Genomic DNA, 15,966 nt, shown 5'->3' on the forward strand with positions numbered 1-15,966 from the left:
GCTGTTCCTGAGACCTACAGATATTGCGGGACCACACAAGACTTATGCTCGATGTGGTGCGCGAATTCGTCGCGAAAATGCTTGAGGAAGCCACGGACGGGCATGGCGGCGGCGTCACCCAGGGCGCAGATGGTGCGGCCCATGATGTTGCCTGCCACGTTGTCCAGCAAGTCCAGATCTTCCGGACGGCCGTGACCGTTTTCGATGCGATGCACCATGCGGTAGAGCCAGCCGGTGCCTTCGCGGCACGGCGTGCACTGGCCGCAGCTTTCCTCGAAATAGAAGTACGACAGACGCAGCAGCGACTTCACCATGCAACGCGTTTCGTCCATGACGATCACCGCGCCAGAACCGAGCATCGAGCCGGCCTTGGCGATGGAGTCATAGTCCATCGTGCATTCCATGATGATGTCGGCCGGCAGCACCGGGGCGCTGGACCCGCCAGGGATCACCGCCTTCAGTTTCTTGCCGCCGCGCATGCCGCCCGCCAGTTCAAGCAGCGTCGAGAACGGGGTGCCCAGCGGGATCTCGTAGTTGCCGGGGCGTTCGACATCGCCGGTGATCGAGAACAGCTTGGTGCCGCCGTTGTTCGGCTTGCCAACTTCCAGGTAGGCCTGGCCGCTGTTACGGATGATCCACGGCACGGCCGCGAACGTTTCCGTGTTGTTGATCGTGGTGGGCTTGCCGTACAGGCCGAAGCTGGCCGGGAACGGCGGCTTGAAGCGCGGTTGGCCCTTCTTGCCTTCCAGCGATTCCAGCAGCGCGGTTTCTTCGCCACAGATGTAGGCGCCGTAACCGTGGAACGCATGCAGCTGGAAGCTGTAGTCCGAACCCAGAATCTTGTCGCCCAGGAAGCCGGCGGCGCGCGCCTCTTCCAGCGCTTCTTCAAAGCGTTCGTACACTTCGAAGATTTCGCCGTGGATGTAGTTGTAGCCGACGCTGATGCCCATGGCGTAGGCCGCGATCGCCATGCCTTCAATCACGATGTGCGGATTGAAGCGCAGGATGTCGCGGTCCTTGAACGTGCCGGGCTCGCCTTCGTCCGAGTTGCAGACCAGGTACTTCTGGCCGGGGAACGCACGCGGCATGAAGCTCCACTTCAGGCCGGTCGGGAAACCCGCGCCGCCACGGCCGCGCAAGCCCGATGCCTTGACTTCGGCGATCACGTCCTCCGGCTTCATGCCGGTGGTCAGGATCTTCTTCAGGGCTTCGTAGCCGCCGCGCTTGACGTAGTCTTCGAGGCGCCAGTTGGCGCCGTCGACGTCGGCCATGATCTGCGGCTTGATGTGCCGGCCATGCAGGCACATCGAATTGGACAGGTCGTTCAGCGGGTTGGGATCGAGCCCTTGCGCGAACTGCTTGTACAGGTCGGGCGCGTTCATGCCGACTCTCCTTGGACCTTGAGGGCCGCGACCAGCGCGTCCAGCTTCTCGTCGGTCATGCGCACGCACATATGCTTGTTGTTCACGATCAGCACGGGGGAATCGCCGCAAGCGCCCATGCATTCGCCTTCAACCAGCGTGAACTGGCCGTCGGCGGTGGTTTGACGGTAGTCGACACCCAGCTTGCGCTTGAGGTATTCGCCGGCACGGTCGCCATCGCGCAAGGCACAGGGCAGGTTCGTGCAGACGGCGATCTTGTTCTTGCCGACGGGCTTGACGTCGAACATGTTGTAGAACGTGGCGACTTCCTGCACCGCAATGGGCGGGACGCCAATGTAATTGGCCACATCTTCAATGGTTTCGGTAGCCAACCAGCCCTTCTCTTCTTGCGCGATGGCAAGCGAGGCCATGATGGCGGACTGCCGCTGGTCGGCCGGGAACTTCGCGAGTTCTCGGTCGATTTTCTGGTAGGCCTGTTCGGAAAGCAGCATAGTTTGAATCCGGGTTATGCGGGCGTGCTCGTGACTGTCTGGGCGGATCAGCGATCGATCTCGCCGAAAACGATGTCCTGCGTACCAATGATGGTGACGGCGTCGGCGATCATGTGACCGCGCGACATTTCATCCAACGATTGCAGGTGGACAAAGCCGGGGGCCCGAATCTTCAGGCGGTAAGGCTTGTTGGCGCCGTCCGACACCAGATAGATGCCGAACTCGCCCTTGGGATGCTCCACCGAGGCATACGCCTCGCCCGGGGGCACGTGGAAACCTTCGGTGAAGAGCTTGAAGTGGTGAATCAGCTCTTCCATGTTGGTCTTCATGGCGGTGCGCTTGGGCGGGGCGATCTTGTGATTCTCGATCATGACCGGGCCCGGGTTGTTGCGCAGCCACTCCACGCACTGGCGGATGATGCGGTTACTTTCACGCATTTCAGCGATGCGGACCAGATAGCGGTCGTAGCAGTCGCCGTTGACACCCACGGGGATGTCGAAATCGAGCAGATCGTAGACTTCGTAGGGCTGCGTCTTGCGCAAGTCCCAGGCGACGCCGGAGCCGCGCAGCATCGGGCCGGTAAAGCCCAGCGCCTTGGCACGGTCAGGGTCGACCACGCCGATGCCCACCAGGCGCTGCTTCCAGATACGGTTGTCCGTCAGCAGCGTTTCGTACTCGTCGACGCAGCCCGGGAAGCGGTTGGTGAAGTCTTCGATGAAGTCCAGCAGCGAGCCCGAACGCGCGTCATTCATGATGCGCATTTCTTTGTCGCCACGGTATTTGCTGGTGTCGCCGTACTGCGGCATCGTGTCCGGCAAATCGCGGTAGACGCCGCCCGGACGATAGTAGGCCGCGTGCATGCGCGCGCCCGAGACCGCTTCGTAGCAGTCCATCAGGTCTTCGCGTTCACGGAAGGCGTACAGGAACACCGCCATCGCGCCCACGTCCAGCGCGTGCGAACCCAGCGACATCAGGTGGTTCAGCAGACGGGTGATTTCGTCGAACATCACACGGATGTACTGCGCGCGCAGCGGGGCTTCAACGCCCAGCAGCTTTTCGATGGCCATGACGTAGGCGTGCTCGTTGCACATCATGGACACGTAGTCCAGGCGGTCCATGTAGGGCAGCGCCTGGATGTAGGTCTTGTGCTCGGCCAGCTTTTCAGTGGCGCGATGCAGCAGGCCGATGTGCGGGTCGGCGCGCTGGATGACTTCGCCGTCCAGCTCAAGCACCAGGCGCAACACACCGTGCGCGGCCGGATGCTGAGGACCGAAGTTAAGCGTGTAGTTCTTGATTTCTGCCATGATTTAACGCCCCAAGCCGTAGGAGTCTTCGCGGACCACGCGCGGAGTGATCTCGCGCGGATCGATCGTGACCGGCTGGTAAATGACGCGACGTTGTTCGGGGTCGTAACGCATTTCGACGGTACCCGACAGCGGGAAGTCCTTGCGGAACGGATGGCCGATGAAGCCGTAGTCGGTCAGGATGCGGCGCAGGTCGGGGTGACCTTCGAAGACGATGCCGTACAGGTCGAACGCTTCGCGCTCGAACCAGCCCACGGCCGGCCAGCATTCCATCAGCGACGCCACGATCGGGAATTCGTCATCGGCGGCCCAGGTACGTACACGCAGGCGCCAATTGTGTTCGATCGACAGCAGGTGGATCACCACGGCGAAACGCGCGCGGTGCACCTTGGCGCTGGGTTCCTCGGGCAGCTGGCGCGTGCCGTTGCCCCAGGTCAGGTAGTCGACGCCACAGAGGTCGATACAGGTTTCAAAGCGCAGGCCGGCTTCGGTGCGCAGCTTGTTGCAGACCGAGAACCATTGCTGCGCGGGCACTTCGAGCGTGAGCTCGCCCAACGCCTCGGTCAGCGCAATATCGGCGCCGAGGGTGGTCTGCAAATTGTTTTTCAGGGTTTCGAGCCTGGTCATCATCTTGTACGCTTAGGTGAACCGATACGCTGGTATCGCAGGGCCGGCGGCAAGGACTGCCGCGGACGGGGCGAGAGATCAGCGCGCAATCGTGTTGGTCAGGCGGATCTTGTTCTGCATTTGCAGCAAGCCGTAGACCAGCGCCTCGGCCGTGGGCGGGCAGCCCGGCACGTAGACGTCTACCGGTACGATGCGGTCGCAGCCACGAACCACCGAATACGAGTAGTGGTAGTAGCCGCCGCCATTGGCACAGGAGCCCATGGACACGACCCAACGCGGCTCGGGCATCTGGTCGTAAACCTTGCGCAGCGCCGGCGCCATCTTGTTGCACAGCGTGCCAGCAACGATCATCAGATCGGACTGACGCGGACTGGGACGGAAGATGATGCCGAACTGGTCCAGGTCATAACGGGCTGCGCCCGCGTGCATCATCTCAACCGCGCAACAGGCCAGACCGAAGGTCATGGGCCACATGGAGCCGGTCTTCGCCCAATTAAGGAACTTGTCGGCGCTGGTTGTGATGAACCCTTGCTTGAGAATGCCGTCTATAGCCATATTCGTCTCTGATAGCGTGCGGTGAAGAAAAACCCGTGGGGGTTTATTCCCAGTCCAGCGCGCCCTTTTTCCATTCGTAGATGAAGCCGACGGTCAACACGGCTAGGAAAACCATGACCGTCCAGAAACCGACGAGTCCGACTGTGCCTTGGGCGATGGCCCACGGGAACAGGAACGCGATTTCCAGGTCGAAAAGAATGAACAAAATCGCCACCAGGTAGTAGCGCACGTCAAACTTCATGCGGGCGTCTTCGAACGCTTCGAAGCCGCACTCATAGGGCGACAGCTTCTCAGCGTAGGGACGCCGCGGGCCAAGGAGGGAGCCGGCCGTTAGAAGCGCGAACCCGATAAGGGTGGCCACTACGATAAACAGCAGGACGGGAAAATACTGTTGCAGGTTCATTCAGGCGTCCGTCAAATGCGCAAACCTTAGGATTGTAGCATTCGCGTGGTTACTTCCGGCTGAACTCTGTAGCTTGAACAAGGGGTGAAAGACTGCATTCCTCAAATGGAACAATCGCAGTTTTCTGACCAGAAGCGCAAGCATACAGGACTCAGCTGACAAGCTCCCGAGCGTCATAAAAAATCAGAACAAAGCACGAAAAAAAAGCCACCCCGAAGGGTGGCTTTATACGAACGAGCCGCAGCCCGTTCGTTCGCTTGCGCTTTATATCCAGACAGGGCTTGCGCCCTGCATTGGATTAGAAGCGGTGACGGACGCCCACGCCGACGGCGGTCGACTTCAGATCGTCGATGAAGGCGTAGTTCTTGGCGTACGAACCGTAGGCGTACAGGTTGGTGCGCTTGGACAGGTCGTAGGTGTAGCCCAGCGAGTAGACTTGGGTCGACTCATCGCCGCCGGTCAACTTGGTGTTGCTGGGATCAACCATTTGCCACGAACCGAACAGGCTGCTTGCGCCGCCGATCGGGGCGGACAGGCCGACCATGTACGAGTTGGCCTTGAAGCCGTCAGCGAAAGCGTTAGCACCGAAGTTCACGCTGCCGATGTTGGTGTCGACGCCTTGACCAGCGAACCAGCCGTCGGTCGTGCGAGCGTAGGCCAGAGCCAGCTTCACAACTTCGAAGTCGTACGAACCGCCGATGGCGTACTGACGCGGGGTGGCGTCAACCGAAGCCGACGACAGCTTGTTCGAGGCGTTCAGTTGGTCGTACGTCAGGGCGACGTTCAGGGGGCCGTTGACGTAGCGCAGACCGGTCGTGATGGCGCGGGTGTTGTCGGCGGTCTTGAAGCCGGTTTGCGAAGCGTTGGTGTCGTTCACGTTGAACGAGTAGCCGACGCCGAACTGGAAGCCGCTGAACGACGGGGTCTGATACATGACCATGTTGTCGTAGCGGTTCGTGTTGGCGGCGCTCAGAGCCACGCCGATGTTAGCTTGACCGAAGCCAGCGCCGAACGGGTCGATCGAGCCGAAGTACTTCGACGCGATGTTGGTTTGGCGACCGAAGTCCAGTTGACCCCAGCTGTCGCTGGCCAGACCGACGGTGGCTTGACGACCGAACAGGCGGCCGCCTTGAGCGGAGTTGCCGTTACCGGAGTTGAAACCCGATTCCAGTTGGAAAACAGCGCGCAGGCCGTCACCCAGGTCTTCCGAACCACGCAGACCCCAGCGCGAACCGTTCTGGACGCCGTTGATCATGCCGAAACGGCTGCCGTTCGCCGCATCGTTCGGGGCGCCGCTGATCTTGTTGTAGCCGAGGCCCGTGTCGATGATGCCGTACAGGGTGACAGACGTTTCTGCCTGGGCGACACCGGCAAAACCGGCGAGCAGGGCGGCAGCGAGCAGAGTCTTTTTCATTTAAGAAATCTCCGTTGATTTGAGTGACAAGAGCAGCAATCCAGCAAACCAGCCTGCCGCCCCCCTAACTCCGCGAAGGGAAGTTGACGCTATTGCATCAAAAATCGAGGGGACTGGCTATGGTCGGCATCAGAAAAGTGCAGGTTTGCGACACCCCTGTTGGGATCTTGCAACATCGCGAGGATGTCGCTCCAGTGGTGTTAGGGCTAACCCGAGCCCAAACGGGTAAGCACGTATCCATGCGACTTTCAGCCCTGCCCCTAATTATTCGGGGCGTTTTCCCGGCGGTCTTTCAGGCACCTTTCGCATCCCGCTGCATCGGCTTTGTACACGGATATCGGTTTTCCCCCAATGAACGGGCGTCGTATCGACCGCTGGCACGTTCAATTCCAATAACATTGTTATTACTAAAAATCGTCGATATTGTCCCCCCACCGTCTCCCCCACCCTTTCCCGCTTTTTTTCTTCTGCCCATGCCCGTTTCCCCTTCCGATCATCCCGAACGCAATGAACGCAACGAGCGCAACGAGCGCCTGAACGCGCTGCGGCGACAGATGGTCCTGGATGCCGCGCAGCGCGTCTTCGCGCGCGACGGCCTGGAAAAGACCACGATCCGGGCAATTGCGAAGGAAGCCGGCTGCACCACCGGCGCGATCTACCCCTGGTTTGCCGGCAAGGAAGCGCTTTATGGCGAACTGCTGGACGAGTCGCTGCTGGGCCTGCACGAACATCTGGCTGACGCGGCGGCCTGGCCCGCTTCCGGGGCGGCGCGCAAGACCATTCACGCCTTTTTCGAGTACTACGCCCAGCGGCCGACGGATTTTTCGCTGGGCCTGTACCTGTTCCAGGGGCTGGGGCCGCGCGGCCTAGGCAGGGACATGGACGAAAAGCTCAACGCCCGGCTGCGCCAATGCGTGGACCATATCGGCGCCGCGCTGGCGCGTACCAAGTCCTGGGACCCTGCCACCGTGGCGGTCGAACAGATGAACGTGTTCACCTATCTGATGGGACTGCTGCTGTTGCAGCACACGCATCGCCTGAAATCCCTGGGCCAGCAGGCCGACGCCCTGCTGGACCACTATTGCCTTGCCCTGGAGCAACGATGACCGCCGCCCTACCCGCCACGGACGCCGACGCGCCGCTGATCAGCCTGGCCGACTTTCACATCCTGCTGGCCGACCAGCATCCCTTTTCGCTGCTGTTGGGCATAGACGTCGTGCGCATCGGGCGGGGCACCGCCCGCGCCGTGCTGCCGGCCCGCGAGGCGCACCAGCGGCTGGGCGGCATCGTGGCCGGGCCTATGCTGATGGGGCTGGCCGATCTGGCCATGTACGCCGCCGTGGTCGGCGCCACGGGCCAGACGCACGCGGTCACGGCAAGCCTGACCATCAATTTCCTGCGCAAAAGCCCCGCCGGCGCCATTCATGCCGATGCACGGCTGCTGAAGGTGGGCAGATTGTCCGCCGGCGAAGTCATCCTGACCGGCGAAGGCTCGGCCGAACCCGTGGCCCATATCGTCAGCACGTGGTCCGTGCCCAAGCCATGAACCTGCGTATCAGCATCGTGGGCATGGGCGACACCGGCACCCTGGCCGCCCGGCGCTTGCTGGAGGCCGAGCCCGACATCGCGCTGACCGTGTACGACCTGGACCCGGAACGCTGCGAACCTTTTCGCGGCTCGGCGACGCTGGCCACTTCCGCGCGCGAAGCCTTGGCGGAATCGGACACGATTGTGCTGGCCCTGCCGCGCGAACGGGAGATTGACCGCACGCTGGAACGCTTCAGTGATGGCGCGGTGACCGCGCCGATCCGGGGCAAGCTGATCGTAGACCTGGCGCCGCCCCCGCCGGAACGCGCGCACCGGTTGGATCGCGCGGTCGCCCTGGCCGGCGGCCGCTATACCAGCATCCCGGGGTTGGTCATCGACGATGCCGGCAGCATGGCGGGCGGTATTGCTGGCGGTATTGCTGGCGGTATTGCGGGCGGCATTGCGGGCGGCATTGCCGGCAATCCGGCAGGCAACGCGCAGCGCCGACTGCTACGCCTCTTGTTGTGCCCCGCCTGATCGGCAATAGCGTTCGGCCAGGGCTACGCACAGCGCCAGCCACGCCAGCGTGACGGCAAAGCCTGCCACCACGTCGCTGGCGAAATGCACTTGCAGCAAGATGCGGCTAAGGCCGATGGCCATGATCAGCGCACCCGCCGCCGCCACGCACGGCCAGCGCCACTGGGCCGGCGCCAAGCGCCACACCAGGTAGCAGGCGGTGCCGTAGACCGCCATCGCCGCCGACGCATGGCCGCTGGGAAAGCTCCAGCCCGCCGCTGCCGCGAAGCCGTGATCGTGCACCGGCCGCACGCGTTCAAAGCTGTGCTTGAGCACCCAATTCAGCGCGCCGCCCAAGCCCGTGGCAAGCGCGCAGAACACGGCCAGGCGCCACCACCCTGTCCATAGCAGGTAAAGCGTCATCAACACGCTGAGCACGGTCAGGAAATTGCGGTCGCCCAGATACGTGAACCACGACAGCAGCCACAGCAGCGACGCGTTCATCGACATGCTCAATGCCTCGGCCAATGCGCCATCGAAGGCCACCACATCGCCCTGGCTATGCACTGCCCACGCCAGCACTCCAAAGATGGCCAACGCCAACATCACGCCTGCCGCGATGGCGCCGCGCCGGGTGTTGGTCGGCTGGCCCGCCACGATACGGACCGTGAGCAGCGCCAAGGCGCCCGTCAATAACGGCAACGCAATAAACAATTCCAGGGCATGGGCCGCAGCCCATTGCGCGTACGAATCTGTCATGGCGCGGTCACCGCTCGACCGTGCTGACCAGCGTCTTGTCGACCGGTGCGAACACGTGGGTTGCCTCGGCATAGTCCCAGCGTTCGACATGGCACATCTGCTGGTCGCCCTCGCCTTCTCGCGTGATCACGTTGACGGAATTGGGCACGCTGCCACGCACCCGGCTTGAGCATGCCGTGCCCGCCTGCACGATCCAGCCCGCCGGCTTGCCCGCCGCCGACAGCGGCAGCACATACGGCAAGTGAATATGCCCGCCCAATACCAGATCAATACCCGACTGCGCCCAGGCCGCCAGCGCGCGTTCGCGCCCGTTAAGCAGGTTGGACAGGTCGGATTCCACCTTGGCGCGCACCGGATGATGCGCGACGACCACCCGCAATTGCCCAGGGCGCGCCTGCCGCAGCCGCTGCGCCACGCGCGCGATCTGCGCGTCGGAAATTTCGCCGTCCTTGTGGCGGCGCGGCCGCGTGGTGTTCACGCCAATGGCCAACAGGCCGGCGTTTTCGAACACTGGCTCCAGCACCGCGCCCAGCGCCCGCTTGTAGTTGCCGTAAGGATTCAGCGCGCGTGCAAACACGTTGATCAGCGGTATGTCGTGGTTGCCCGGCACTGCCAGCACGGGCAGCGACAGGCGTTCGATGAACTTGCGCGCCGCCGCGAATTGCCCGCGCCGCGCGCGCTGCGTGATATCGCCGCTTAGCACGACCAGGTCCGGGTTCAGCGAGCGCGCCAGGTCCAGCGCGGCCTCGACCACAGGTTTGCGCTCGGTGCCGAAATGCGTGTCGGACAGTTGCAATATCCGCGTCATGAGCGATCCAGGTATTGCGAGTCCGCGGGCACCACCAGCGGCAGCCTGTCGTCGGCCACCTTGAATTCCAGCGGGGTGTTCATCCAGGAAATCTCGCCGTCCATCGCGACCTTGACCCGATGGCGCCCCCGGATGCGCACCGTCATGCGATGAAAGCCGAAGCTGATGACGTGCTCGGCCTCGCCCAGGCGGCTGAAAAGGCCACGCACCAGCAGGCCGTAAAGCGCCAGCGTGCCGACCGGTTTGACCGTCATGGCCACCAGCCGGTCACGATCCAGATCCTGGGATTCGATGCCGACGTGTTCCAGCTGCAACTTGTTGTTGCCCACCACCAGCGTCGGTGTGCGCAGGTCGCTTACCTGGCCCTTTTCTTCCAGTTGCAGCCGCAATTGGCGCGGCGCTCGCAGCAGGGTCACCACGCCCGACCACAACGCCACCAGCCGGCTGCGGCCAAAGCGCTGCTTGTAGGCCTCGCGGTCTTCCAGCAGCGTGGGATACAGCCCCAGGCTGGCGTTGACAAGGAACGGCCGGCCGTTCAGCTGGCCGACGCGTACCGGCTCGATATGGCCTTGCAGAAAGCCGCGCAGCGCAACGTCGGTGTCTTGCGAGATACCGTAGGCACGGCCGAAGTAATTGAACGTGCCTTGCGGCAGGATGCCGAACGGCACGCCCTTGCCCAGCACGGTGGCGGCCACCGCGTTCAGCGTGCCGTCGCCGCCGGCCGCGATGACGACGCCTTGCTCGTCTTGCGCGCGCTTGACGGCCGACTGCGCCGTTTCGGTAAGGCGGGTGGGGTCGTCCACCGGCATCAGCGTGTAACGCCTGCCCGCTTCATCAAGAATGCCGCGGATAGTGTCTTGCAGGACCTGCGCGTCGCCGCGCCCCGATCCTGTATTGAGGACGATGAATAGCGGCTCTTGTCCCGTCAGGGATTGCGCTTCGGTGCCTGGGCGCTGGTCGGATGAAGTCATGGGAGAAAGATAGCCCATGCCGGTAAAACGCCGCAAGGCGGCATGCACGCCCGGTCCGAATCAACGGGCCTCGCGCGGCCGGGCCCGTTCCCCCAGGATCAACGGCCGATGGCGTACGCCTGCATCAGGCGCGGCGTTGCGGCTGCATGTAGCAGCCCGTCTTCATCGCGCGAGGCCGCCGTCAAGCGGCCAACCGACCACTCCGGCAATTCCTCGATTTGATGACCGCGTTGACGCAGGCCGTCGATCACGTCGGCGCCAAAGCTTGCCTCCAGCGCCAGATGGCCCGGCTTGCGATCACGCGGATAAAACGATGTCGGAAAGTGCATGGTGTGCGACATCGGCAGGTCGATGGCTTCCTGCAAATTCAGCCCGTGATGCACGTGACGCAGGAAGAACAGCAACTGCCATTGTTCCTGCTGATCCCCGCCCGGCGTGCCGAAGGCCAGGTACGGCTTGCCATCGCGCAGCGCCAAAGACGGCGTCAGCGTCGTGCGCGGGCGCTTGCCCGGCGCCAGCGTGCCCGGCAAGCCCTCTTCCAGCCAGAACATCTGCGCGCGCGTGTTCAGGCCAAAGCCCAGTTCGGGTATCACCGGCGACGACTGGAACCAGCCGCCCGACGGCGTGGCCGAAATCATGTTGCCCCAGCGATCGATCACATCCACATGCGTCGTGTCGCCGCGCTTGGCCGATGCGCGCATATCGGCCAGCGTGGGCTCGTTGGTGGCGCTGCCAGGCGCGGTCACCGGGGACAGGCGTTCCAGCGTGTCCATCACGCGCGCCACCTGCGCCTCGAAGCCAGGCACCTGGCCGGGCAAGAGATCGTGCGAGGCCGTCTCGCCGATCAATGCGCGGCGCTCGTCGTTGTAGGCGTCCGACAGCAGGTGCGCCAGCGGCACGTCGATGAAAGCCGGGTCGCCGTAATAGGCTTCGCGGTCGGCGAAAGCCAGCTTCATCGCCTCGGTAACGCGGTGGATGAATTCAACGCTGTTCGGCCCCACGCCCGCCAGGTCCATGTTCTTCAACAACGCCAGCGTTTGCAGGAATACCGGGCCCTGGCTCCAGGCGCCGGCCTTGGCGACCGTGTAGCCGTGGTAGTCGTAGGTCAGCGGCGTGTCGTAGCTGGCCGACCAGCCGGCCAGATCGTCGGCCGTGATGACGCCTCGGTGCGTCGTGCCGCTTTCGTCCATGACGTCGGTATTGCGCGCGAATCGGTCGATTTCCTCGGCGATGAAACCCCGGTAGAAGGCGTCCCGCGCCGCCTCGATCTGGCGTTCGCGGTCAGCGCCCACGCTCTCCGCCTCTTTCAGCACGCGCGTCCACGTGCGCGCCAAGGCCGGATTGCGAAACAGCTTGCGCGCTTCGGGCACCTTGCCGCCGGGCACGTAGACCGCCGCGGTAGTGGACCAATGGGTTTCAAAGAAATCCTTCAGGCCCGCGATGGTGTTGGAGATGCGCGGCATCAGCGCATGGCCGTGCTCGGCGTAATAGATGGCCGGTTCCAGCACATCGCGCACGCGCATCGTGCCGTGGTCGCGCAGCAGCAGCATCCAGGCGTCGAATGCGCCGGGGATCACGGTGGCCAACAGGCCGTTGCCCGGAATCAGCTTCAGCCCTTCGGCGCGGTATCGCTCAAGCGTGGCCGCCGCCGGCGTCGTGCCCTGCCCGCACAGCACTTCCAGCTTGCCCGTGCGCGCCGAATAGAAGATGGCCGGCACTTCGCCGGCGGGGCCGACCAGATGCGGCTCAACCACTTGCAGCACGAAGGCCGACGCCGCGCAGGCGTCGAACGCGTTGCCGCCGCGTTCCAGCAGCGACATGCCGGTCGCGCTGGCCAGCCAATGGGTAGAGGTCACGACACCAAAGGTGCCAAGGATTTCCGGGCGAGTCGTAAACATGATGCTTCCTGTAGCGGCGGCGCACGCCGCCCGCAAGTAAGAAAAACGGGATCCGATTCCGGATCCCGTCGTTGGCCGCCCGGCTTACTTCTTGGCGACGGTCACGCCCTTCAGGCGGATCAGGCCATCGGGGTAAGGCACAAAGCCTTCAACCTTCTTTTGCACGCCGAAGGTCCACGGCAGATAGAACAGGTAAACGATGGGACGCTGGTCCTGCATGCTGGTCAGCACCTGGTCGTACAGCGCGCGGCGCTTGGCCGTGTCGGCCTCGCCGCGCGCATCGTTCAGCAGCTTGTCCACGCCTGCGTCGCAGAACTTGCCGTCGTTCAGGTTGCCCTTGCAGCTGACGTATTGATGGATATTGCCGCTGGGATCGACCCGGCCCGACCAACCGCTTTGACCCACTTCAAAGTCGCCGCGCGCCAGCGACGATTGCAACGACGCGAATTCCACCGGGCGCAACGTAATGTCGAAACCGGCTTCGGCACCCATGGCCTGCACCAGTTCGAACACTTGCTGCATGGTCGTATTGTTGCCGAAGGTGATTTCGAACTTCACGCGGTCATAGCCGGCTTCCTTCAACAACGCCTGCGCCTTCTTCGGGTCGCGGCCCTTGTGTTCGAAAGCGGTGTTGTAGGCAAAGCTGGCGGGCGGGAACGGCTGGTAGGCCGGTTGGAACATGCCTTCACCGATCACCCGGTTCAGCACGTCGCGGTCAATGGCCAGGTCCAGCGCCTGACGCACGCGCTTGTCCTTGGCCAGCGGGTTGTTGGCGCGCGCGCCGTTGCCCAGGTTGACCGAGATCGACTGGAAGCCCAGGCCCGTTACCGGCGCCAGGCGCAGGTTGCCGTCGTCCTTGACCGCCTTGGCGTCGCTGGGCGCCACGCGTTCGATGATGTCCAGGTCACCGGCGCGCAGATTGTTCAGGCGCACGGTGTTGTCGGGGATCGGCGTGTAGACCAGACGGTCGAAATGGAAGTTGGCGGCGTCCCAGTACTTGGGAAATTTCTCCAGCACGATGCGGTCGTTCTGCACGCGCTCCTTGAATTGATACGGGCCGGAACACACCGGCTTGCCGCCAGGATCCTTGTCGAAACTGGCCGGCGACATCATCATGCCCGCGCGGTCCGACAGCTGCGACAGCAGCGAGGCATCCGGCTCGGACAGGGTCAGCACCACGGTGTTGGCATCGGGCGCGTCCACGCTGGCGACGGTGGCCAGTTCGCTCTTGCGGTTGCTGTCCGGCAGCGTGCGGGCGCGGTCCAGGTTGGCCTTGACGGCCGCGGCATTGACCGGCGTGCCGTCGTGGAACACGGCATCGGTACGCAGCTTGAACGTCAGCGTTTTGTTGTCCGGGCCGATCGTCCAGGACTGCGCCAACTGGGGCACGATCTTCAGGTCGGGGGTGATGTCGACCAGCTTGTCGCACAGCGAGGCAAAGACGATGCGGCCCACGAAGGTGCGCGCACGCACCGGGTCCAGCACGTCCGGGTCGTCTTGCAGACCGATACGCAGGGTGGACTGGGCTTGCGCCAGACCGCTGGCCAGCATTCCCGCCATGGCCATGGCGAGGCAAAGTTTACGCATGAGTGTTCTCCGTCGTTGCATCTGTGGAATTCTGCGCCAGGCGCGCGGCGATTGTATAGAGCGGCGGCTGTCTGGCTGGTAAACACGGCCCATGACCGGCCGCCTCGCGGACGCCGGGTGGCGGGGAAATCAAGGCAGGCGGCAGGGTGCGGAAAAGTCCACCGCCGCCGTCACGGACTCGCGCAACCGGGCAACCAGCGGCCGCGCGTCGTCGCGCCGGTACTGGAACGAATACGGCAAGGCGGCCGGTTCGGGGTCGCCTTGCAGCACGCGCAAGCTGCCTTCCGCTTGCAGGGCCTGGGCCCAGTGTTCGGGTATCAGCCCTACCCCGGTGCCTTCGATCAGCAGGCCGACAATGGCACCCCAGCTGTTGCAGCAGAGCCGTTCGCCCGCGGCATCGCGCCCGGCCAGCCAGTCATCGATGATGCGGGTCGTGCCCGCGCCGGCCGGCAACGTCACCAGCGGCAGGCGGGCCAGCAGCGCGGGCGTCATGCGGGTGTCCGAGCCCAAGGCGGCGGGCGCCGCCGCCCAGGCAAAGCGGGCCTGGCCGATCGGGGTCGACGCGATATTCGCTCGCGAAGACCGGCCGGCGATGACGGCAAAATCCAGCTCGCCATCGGCCACGCGCTGCTCCAGCACCTGCCCGATGTCCACATACGGCTCCAGCACCAGGTCGGGATAGGCGGCCCGCACCACGCCGATCAGGCGTGGCAGCCAGGTCAGGGCGGTCAATTCGCCCACGCCGAAGCGGCAGCGGCCGCGCAGCCCGGGTGTTTCCGCCATGGACGCCCGCACCTGGTCGGCGGCGGCCAGCAATTCCCGAGCCTGCGGCACAAGGCGCTGGCCGGCGTCGGTCAGCGCGGCCTTATGGCCGCTGCGGTCAAATAACGGCCGGCCCAGCGCGTCCTCAAGTTCGGTGATGCGTTTGGATAGCGACGACACCGACAGGTGCAGCCGTTCAGCGGCCACGGCAAAGCTGGCGCAGGTAGCGGCCCAGTAGAACGCTTCAAGTTGCTTGAGAGTCATGCGCGGATTGTAGGGCGGGCCCTTGCTGGCGCACGCGGTAGGCGCAGCGGCGCGCGCCGCTCAGGATATGTTCTTCGCGATCCACCTGCACGTCCGTGCCCAGCACTTTCCGAAACAGATCCAGCTCGCTGCGGCAAAAGCCCATACAGGCCTTGGCCGCCGAACAGATCGGACAGTGGTTTTCGATAAACAGGAAGTCGGCGCCGTCCTTGCGCAATTCGGCCATATAGCCTTCGGACGAGCGCACCTGCACCAGGCGGTCCAGACGGGATGGCAGGTCGTGCGCGCCCGCCATCGCGCGTTGGTAGCCTTCCAACATGGAGGCCTCGCGCGCCTGGATCAGCTTGTCCACGCCGTCCTCGCCGAACACCTGGCGCACGGCCCCGATCATCTGCACCGTCATTTCGGCGTGCGTGTCGGGAAAGCGGCCATGGCCGGCATCGGTCAGGAACCAGATCTGGGTAGGCCGACCGCGCCCGGCGCTGTGGCTTTCGGAGTCGACCAGCCCGTCTGCATGCAGCCTCGCCATTTGCTGACGCACCGCTTCGGCGGTCACATCCATGGCCTTGGCGATGACCGCAACCGACTGCGGGCCGCGCGTCTTCAAGGTCATCAACACGCGGTCCGCCGGCTGATGCGGCATCCACGTGACGGGGTGGGACAGGCTGTCGGACATGACGATAACGATACTCCGGGCG

At 63.9% G+C, this 15,966-nt stretch carries 16 protein-coding genes and 1 pseudogene; 3 read left to right on the forward strand and 14 right to left on the reverse strand.

Annotated elements, in window-relative coordinates:
* Nucleotides 1–14: 14 nt before the first annotated feature.
* The 7 genes from nuoF to AC0Z35_RS16305 all read right to left on the reverse strand — a co-directional run bounded on the left by nuoF (nucleotide 15) and on the right by AC0Z35_RS16305 (nucleotide 6,176).
* Entirely contained in the window at nucleotides 15–1,382 is a 1,368-nt protein-coding gene (gene nuoF / locus AC0Z35_RS16275; protein ID WP_046802540.1) for an NADH-quinone oxidoreductase subunit NuoF, read from the reverse strand.
* A complete protein-coding gene (gene nuoE / locus AC0Z35_RS16280; protein WP_006217963.1) occupies nucleotides 1,379–1,873 on the reverse strand; it encodes an NADH-quinone oxidoreductase subunit NuoE in 495 nt (164 codons plus the stop codon). The genes nuoF and nuoE overlap by 4 nt, the downstream gene beginning before the upstream one ends.
* A gap of 47 nt (nucleotides 1,874–1,920) precedes the next feature.
* Nucleotides 1,921–3,177, reverse strand: coding sequence for an NADH-quinone oxidoreductase subunit D (locus AC0Z35_RS16285; protein ID WP_046802539.1), 1,257 nt, complete (start codon nucleotides 3,175–3,177; stop codon nucleotides 1,921–1,923).
* A gap of 3 nt (nucleotides 3,178–3,180) precedes the next feature.
* The gene (locus AC0Z35_RS16290; protein WP_046802538.1) at nucleotides 3,181–3,807 is read right to left on the reverse strand and encodes an NADH-quinone oxidoreductase subunit C; all 627 of its coding nucleotides are present in this window, start codon (nucleotides 3,805–3,807) and stop codon (nucleotides 3,181–3,183) included.
* A 75-nt stretch (nucleotides 3,808–3,882) separates the two neighbouring features.
* Nucleotides 3,883–4,359, reverse strand: coding sequence for a NuoB/complex I 20 kDa subunit family protein (locus tag AC0Z35_RS16295; protein ID WP_006217960.1), 477 nt, complete (start codon nucleotides 4,357–4,359; stop codon nucleotides 3,883–3,885).
* A gap of 43 nt (nucleotides 4,360–4,402) precedes the next feature.
* Nucleotides 4,403–4,762 carry an NADH-quinone oxidoreductase subunit A gene (locus AC0Z35_RS16300; RefSeq protein WP_006217959.1) on the reverse strand — a complete coding sequence of 120 codons (360 nt, stop codon included), beginning with the start codon at nucleotides 4,760–4,762 and terminating at the stop codon, nucleotides 4,403–4,405.
* A gap of 298 nt (nucleotides 4,763–5,060) precedes the next feature.
* Nucleotides 5,061–6,176 carry a porin gene (locus AC0Z35_RS16305; protein ID WP_104142964.1) on the reverse strand — a complete coding sequence of 372 codons (1,116 nt, stop codon included), beginning with the start codon at nucleotides 6,174–6,176 and terminating at the stop codon, nucleotides 5,061–5,063.
* Nucleotides 6,177–6,649: 473 nt separating this feature from the next.
* On the opposite strand from AC0Z35_RS16305, the gene AC0Z35_RS16310 reads away from it, so the two are divergent.
* The 3 genes and pseudogenes from AC0Z35_RS16310 to AC0Z35_RS16320 form a co-directional block, all read left to right on the forward strand.
* Nucleotides 6,650–7,282, forward strand: a complete 633-nt coding sequence (locus tag AC0Z35_RS16310) for a TetR/AcrR family transcriptional regulator (RefSeq protein ID WP_046802536.1) — start codon at nucleotides 6,650–6,652, stop codon at nucleotides 7,280–7,282.
* The gene (locus AC0Z35_RS16315; RefSeq protein ID WP_104142960.1) at nucleotides 7,279–7,722 is read left to right on the forward strand and encodes a PaaI family thioesterase; all 444 of its coding nucleotides are present in this window, start codon (nucleotides 7,279–7,281) and stop codon (nucleotides 7,720–7,722) included. The genes AC0Z35_RS16310 and AC0Z35_RS16315 overlap by 4 nt, the downstream gene beginning before the upstream one ends.
* Nucleotides 7,719–8,088 (forward strand): annotated as a pseudogene (locus AC0Z35_RS16320) (NAD(P)-binding domain-containing protein); the annotation flags it as partial. The gene AC0Z35_RS16315 and the pseudogene AC0Z35_RS16320, both read left to right, overlap by 4 nt.
* A gap of 125 nt (nucleotides 8,089–8,213) precedes the next feature.
* Here AC0Z35_RS16320 and AC0Z35_RS16325 read toward each other — a convergent pair.
* From AC0Z35_RS16325 to AC0Z35_RS16355, 7 genes are all read right to left on the reverse strand, one after another.
* Nucleotides 8,214–8,978 carry a phosphatase PAP2 family protein gene (locus AC0Z35_RS16325; RefSeq protein ID WP_485132310.1) on the reverse strand — a complete coding sequence of 255 codons (765 nt, stop codon included), beginning with the start codon at nucleotides 8,976–8,978 and terminating at the stop codon, nucleotides 8,214–8,216.
* Between the two features lie 7 nt (nucleotides 8,979–8,985).
* Nucleotides 8,986–9,786: a metallophosphoesterase family protein gene (locus tag AC0Z35_RS16330; RefSeq protein ID WP_046802533.1), complete on the reverse strand. Its 801-nt coding sequence runs from the start codon at nucleotides 9,784–9,786 to the stop codon at nucleotides 8,986–8,988.
* Nucleotides 9,783–10,757 carry a diacylglycerol/lipid kinase family protein gene (locus tag AC0Z35_RS16335; protein ID WP_162941164.1) on the reverse strand — a complete coding sequence of 325 codons (975 nt, stop codon included), beginning with the start codon at nucleotides 10,755–10,757 and terminating at the stop codon, nucleotides 9,783–9,785. The genes AC0Z35_RS16330 and AC0Z35_RS16335 overlap by 4 nt, the downstream gene beginning before the upstream one ends.
* Before the next feature lie 98 nt (nucleotides 10,758–10,855).
* Entirely contained in the window at nucleotides 10,856–12,655 is a 1,800-nt protein-coding gene (locus AC0Z35_RS16340) for a gamma-glutamyltransferase family protein (protein WP_485132309.1), read from the reverse strand.
* Nucleotides 12,656–12,739: 84 nt separating this feature from the next.
* Nucleotides 12,740–14,242, reverse strand: coding sequence for an ABC transporter substrate-binding protein (locus AC0Z35_RS16345; protein WP_485132308.1), 1,503 nt, complete (start codon nucleotides 14,240–14,242; stop codon nucleotides 12,740–12,742).
* Between the two features lie 129 nt (nucleotides 14,243–14,371).
* Nucleotides 14,372–15,268, reverse strand: a complete 897-nt coding sequence (locus tag AC0Z35_RS16350; RefSeq protein ID WP_485132307.1) for a LysR family transcriptional regulator — start codon at nucleotides 15,266–15,268, stop codon at nucleotides 14,372–14,374.
* Nucleotides 15,249–15,944, reverse strand: coding sequence for a helix-turn-helix transcriptional regulator (locus tag AC0Z35_RS16355; protein ID WP_485132306.1), 696 nt, complete (start codon nucleotides 15,942–15,944; stop codon nucleotides 15,249–15,251). The genes AC0Z35_RS16350 and AC0Z35_RS16355 overlap by 20 nt, the downstream gene beginning before the upstream one ends.
* Nucleotides 15,945–15,966: the final 22 nt, after the last annotated feature.

This window comes from Achromobacter sp. 1L-A-4-B-C2, from assembly GCF_057291955.1.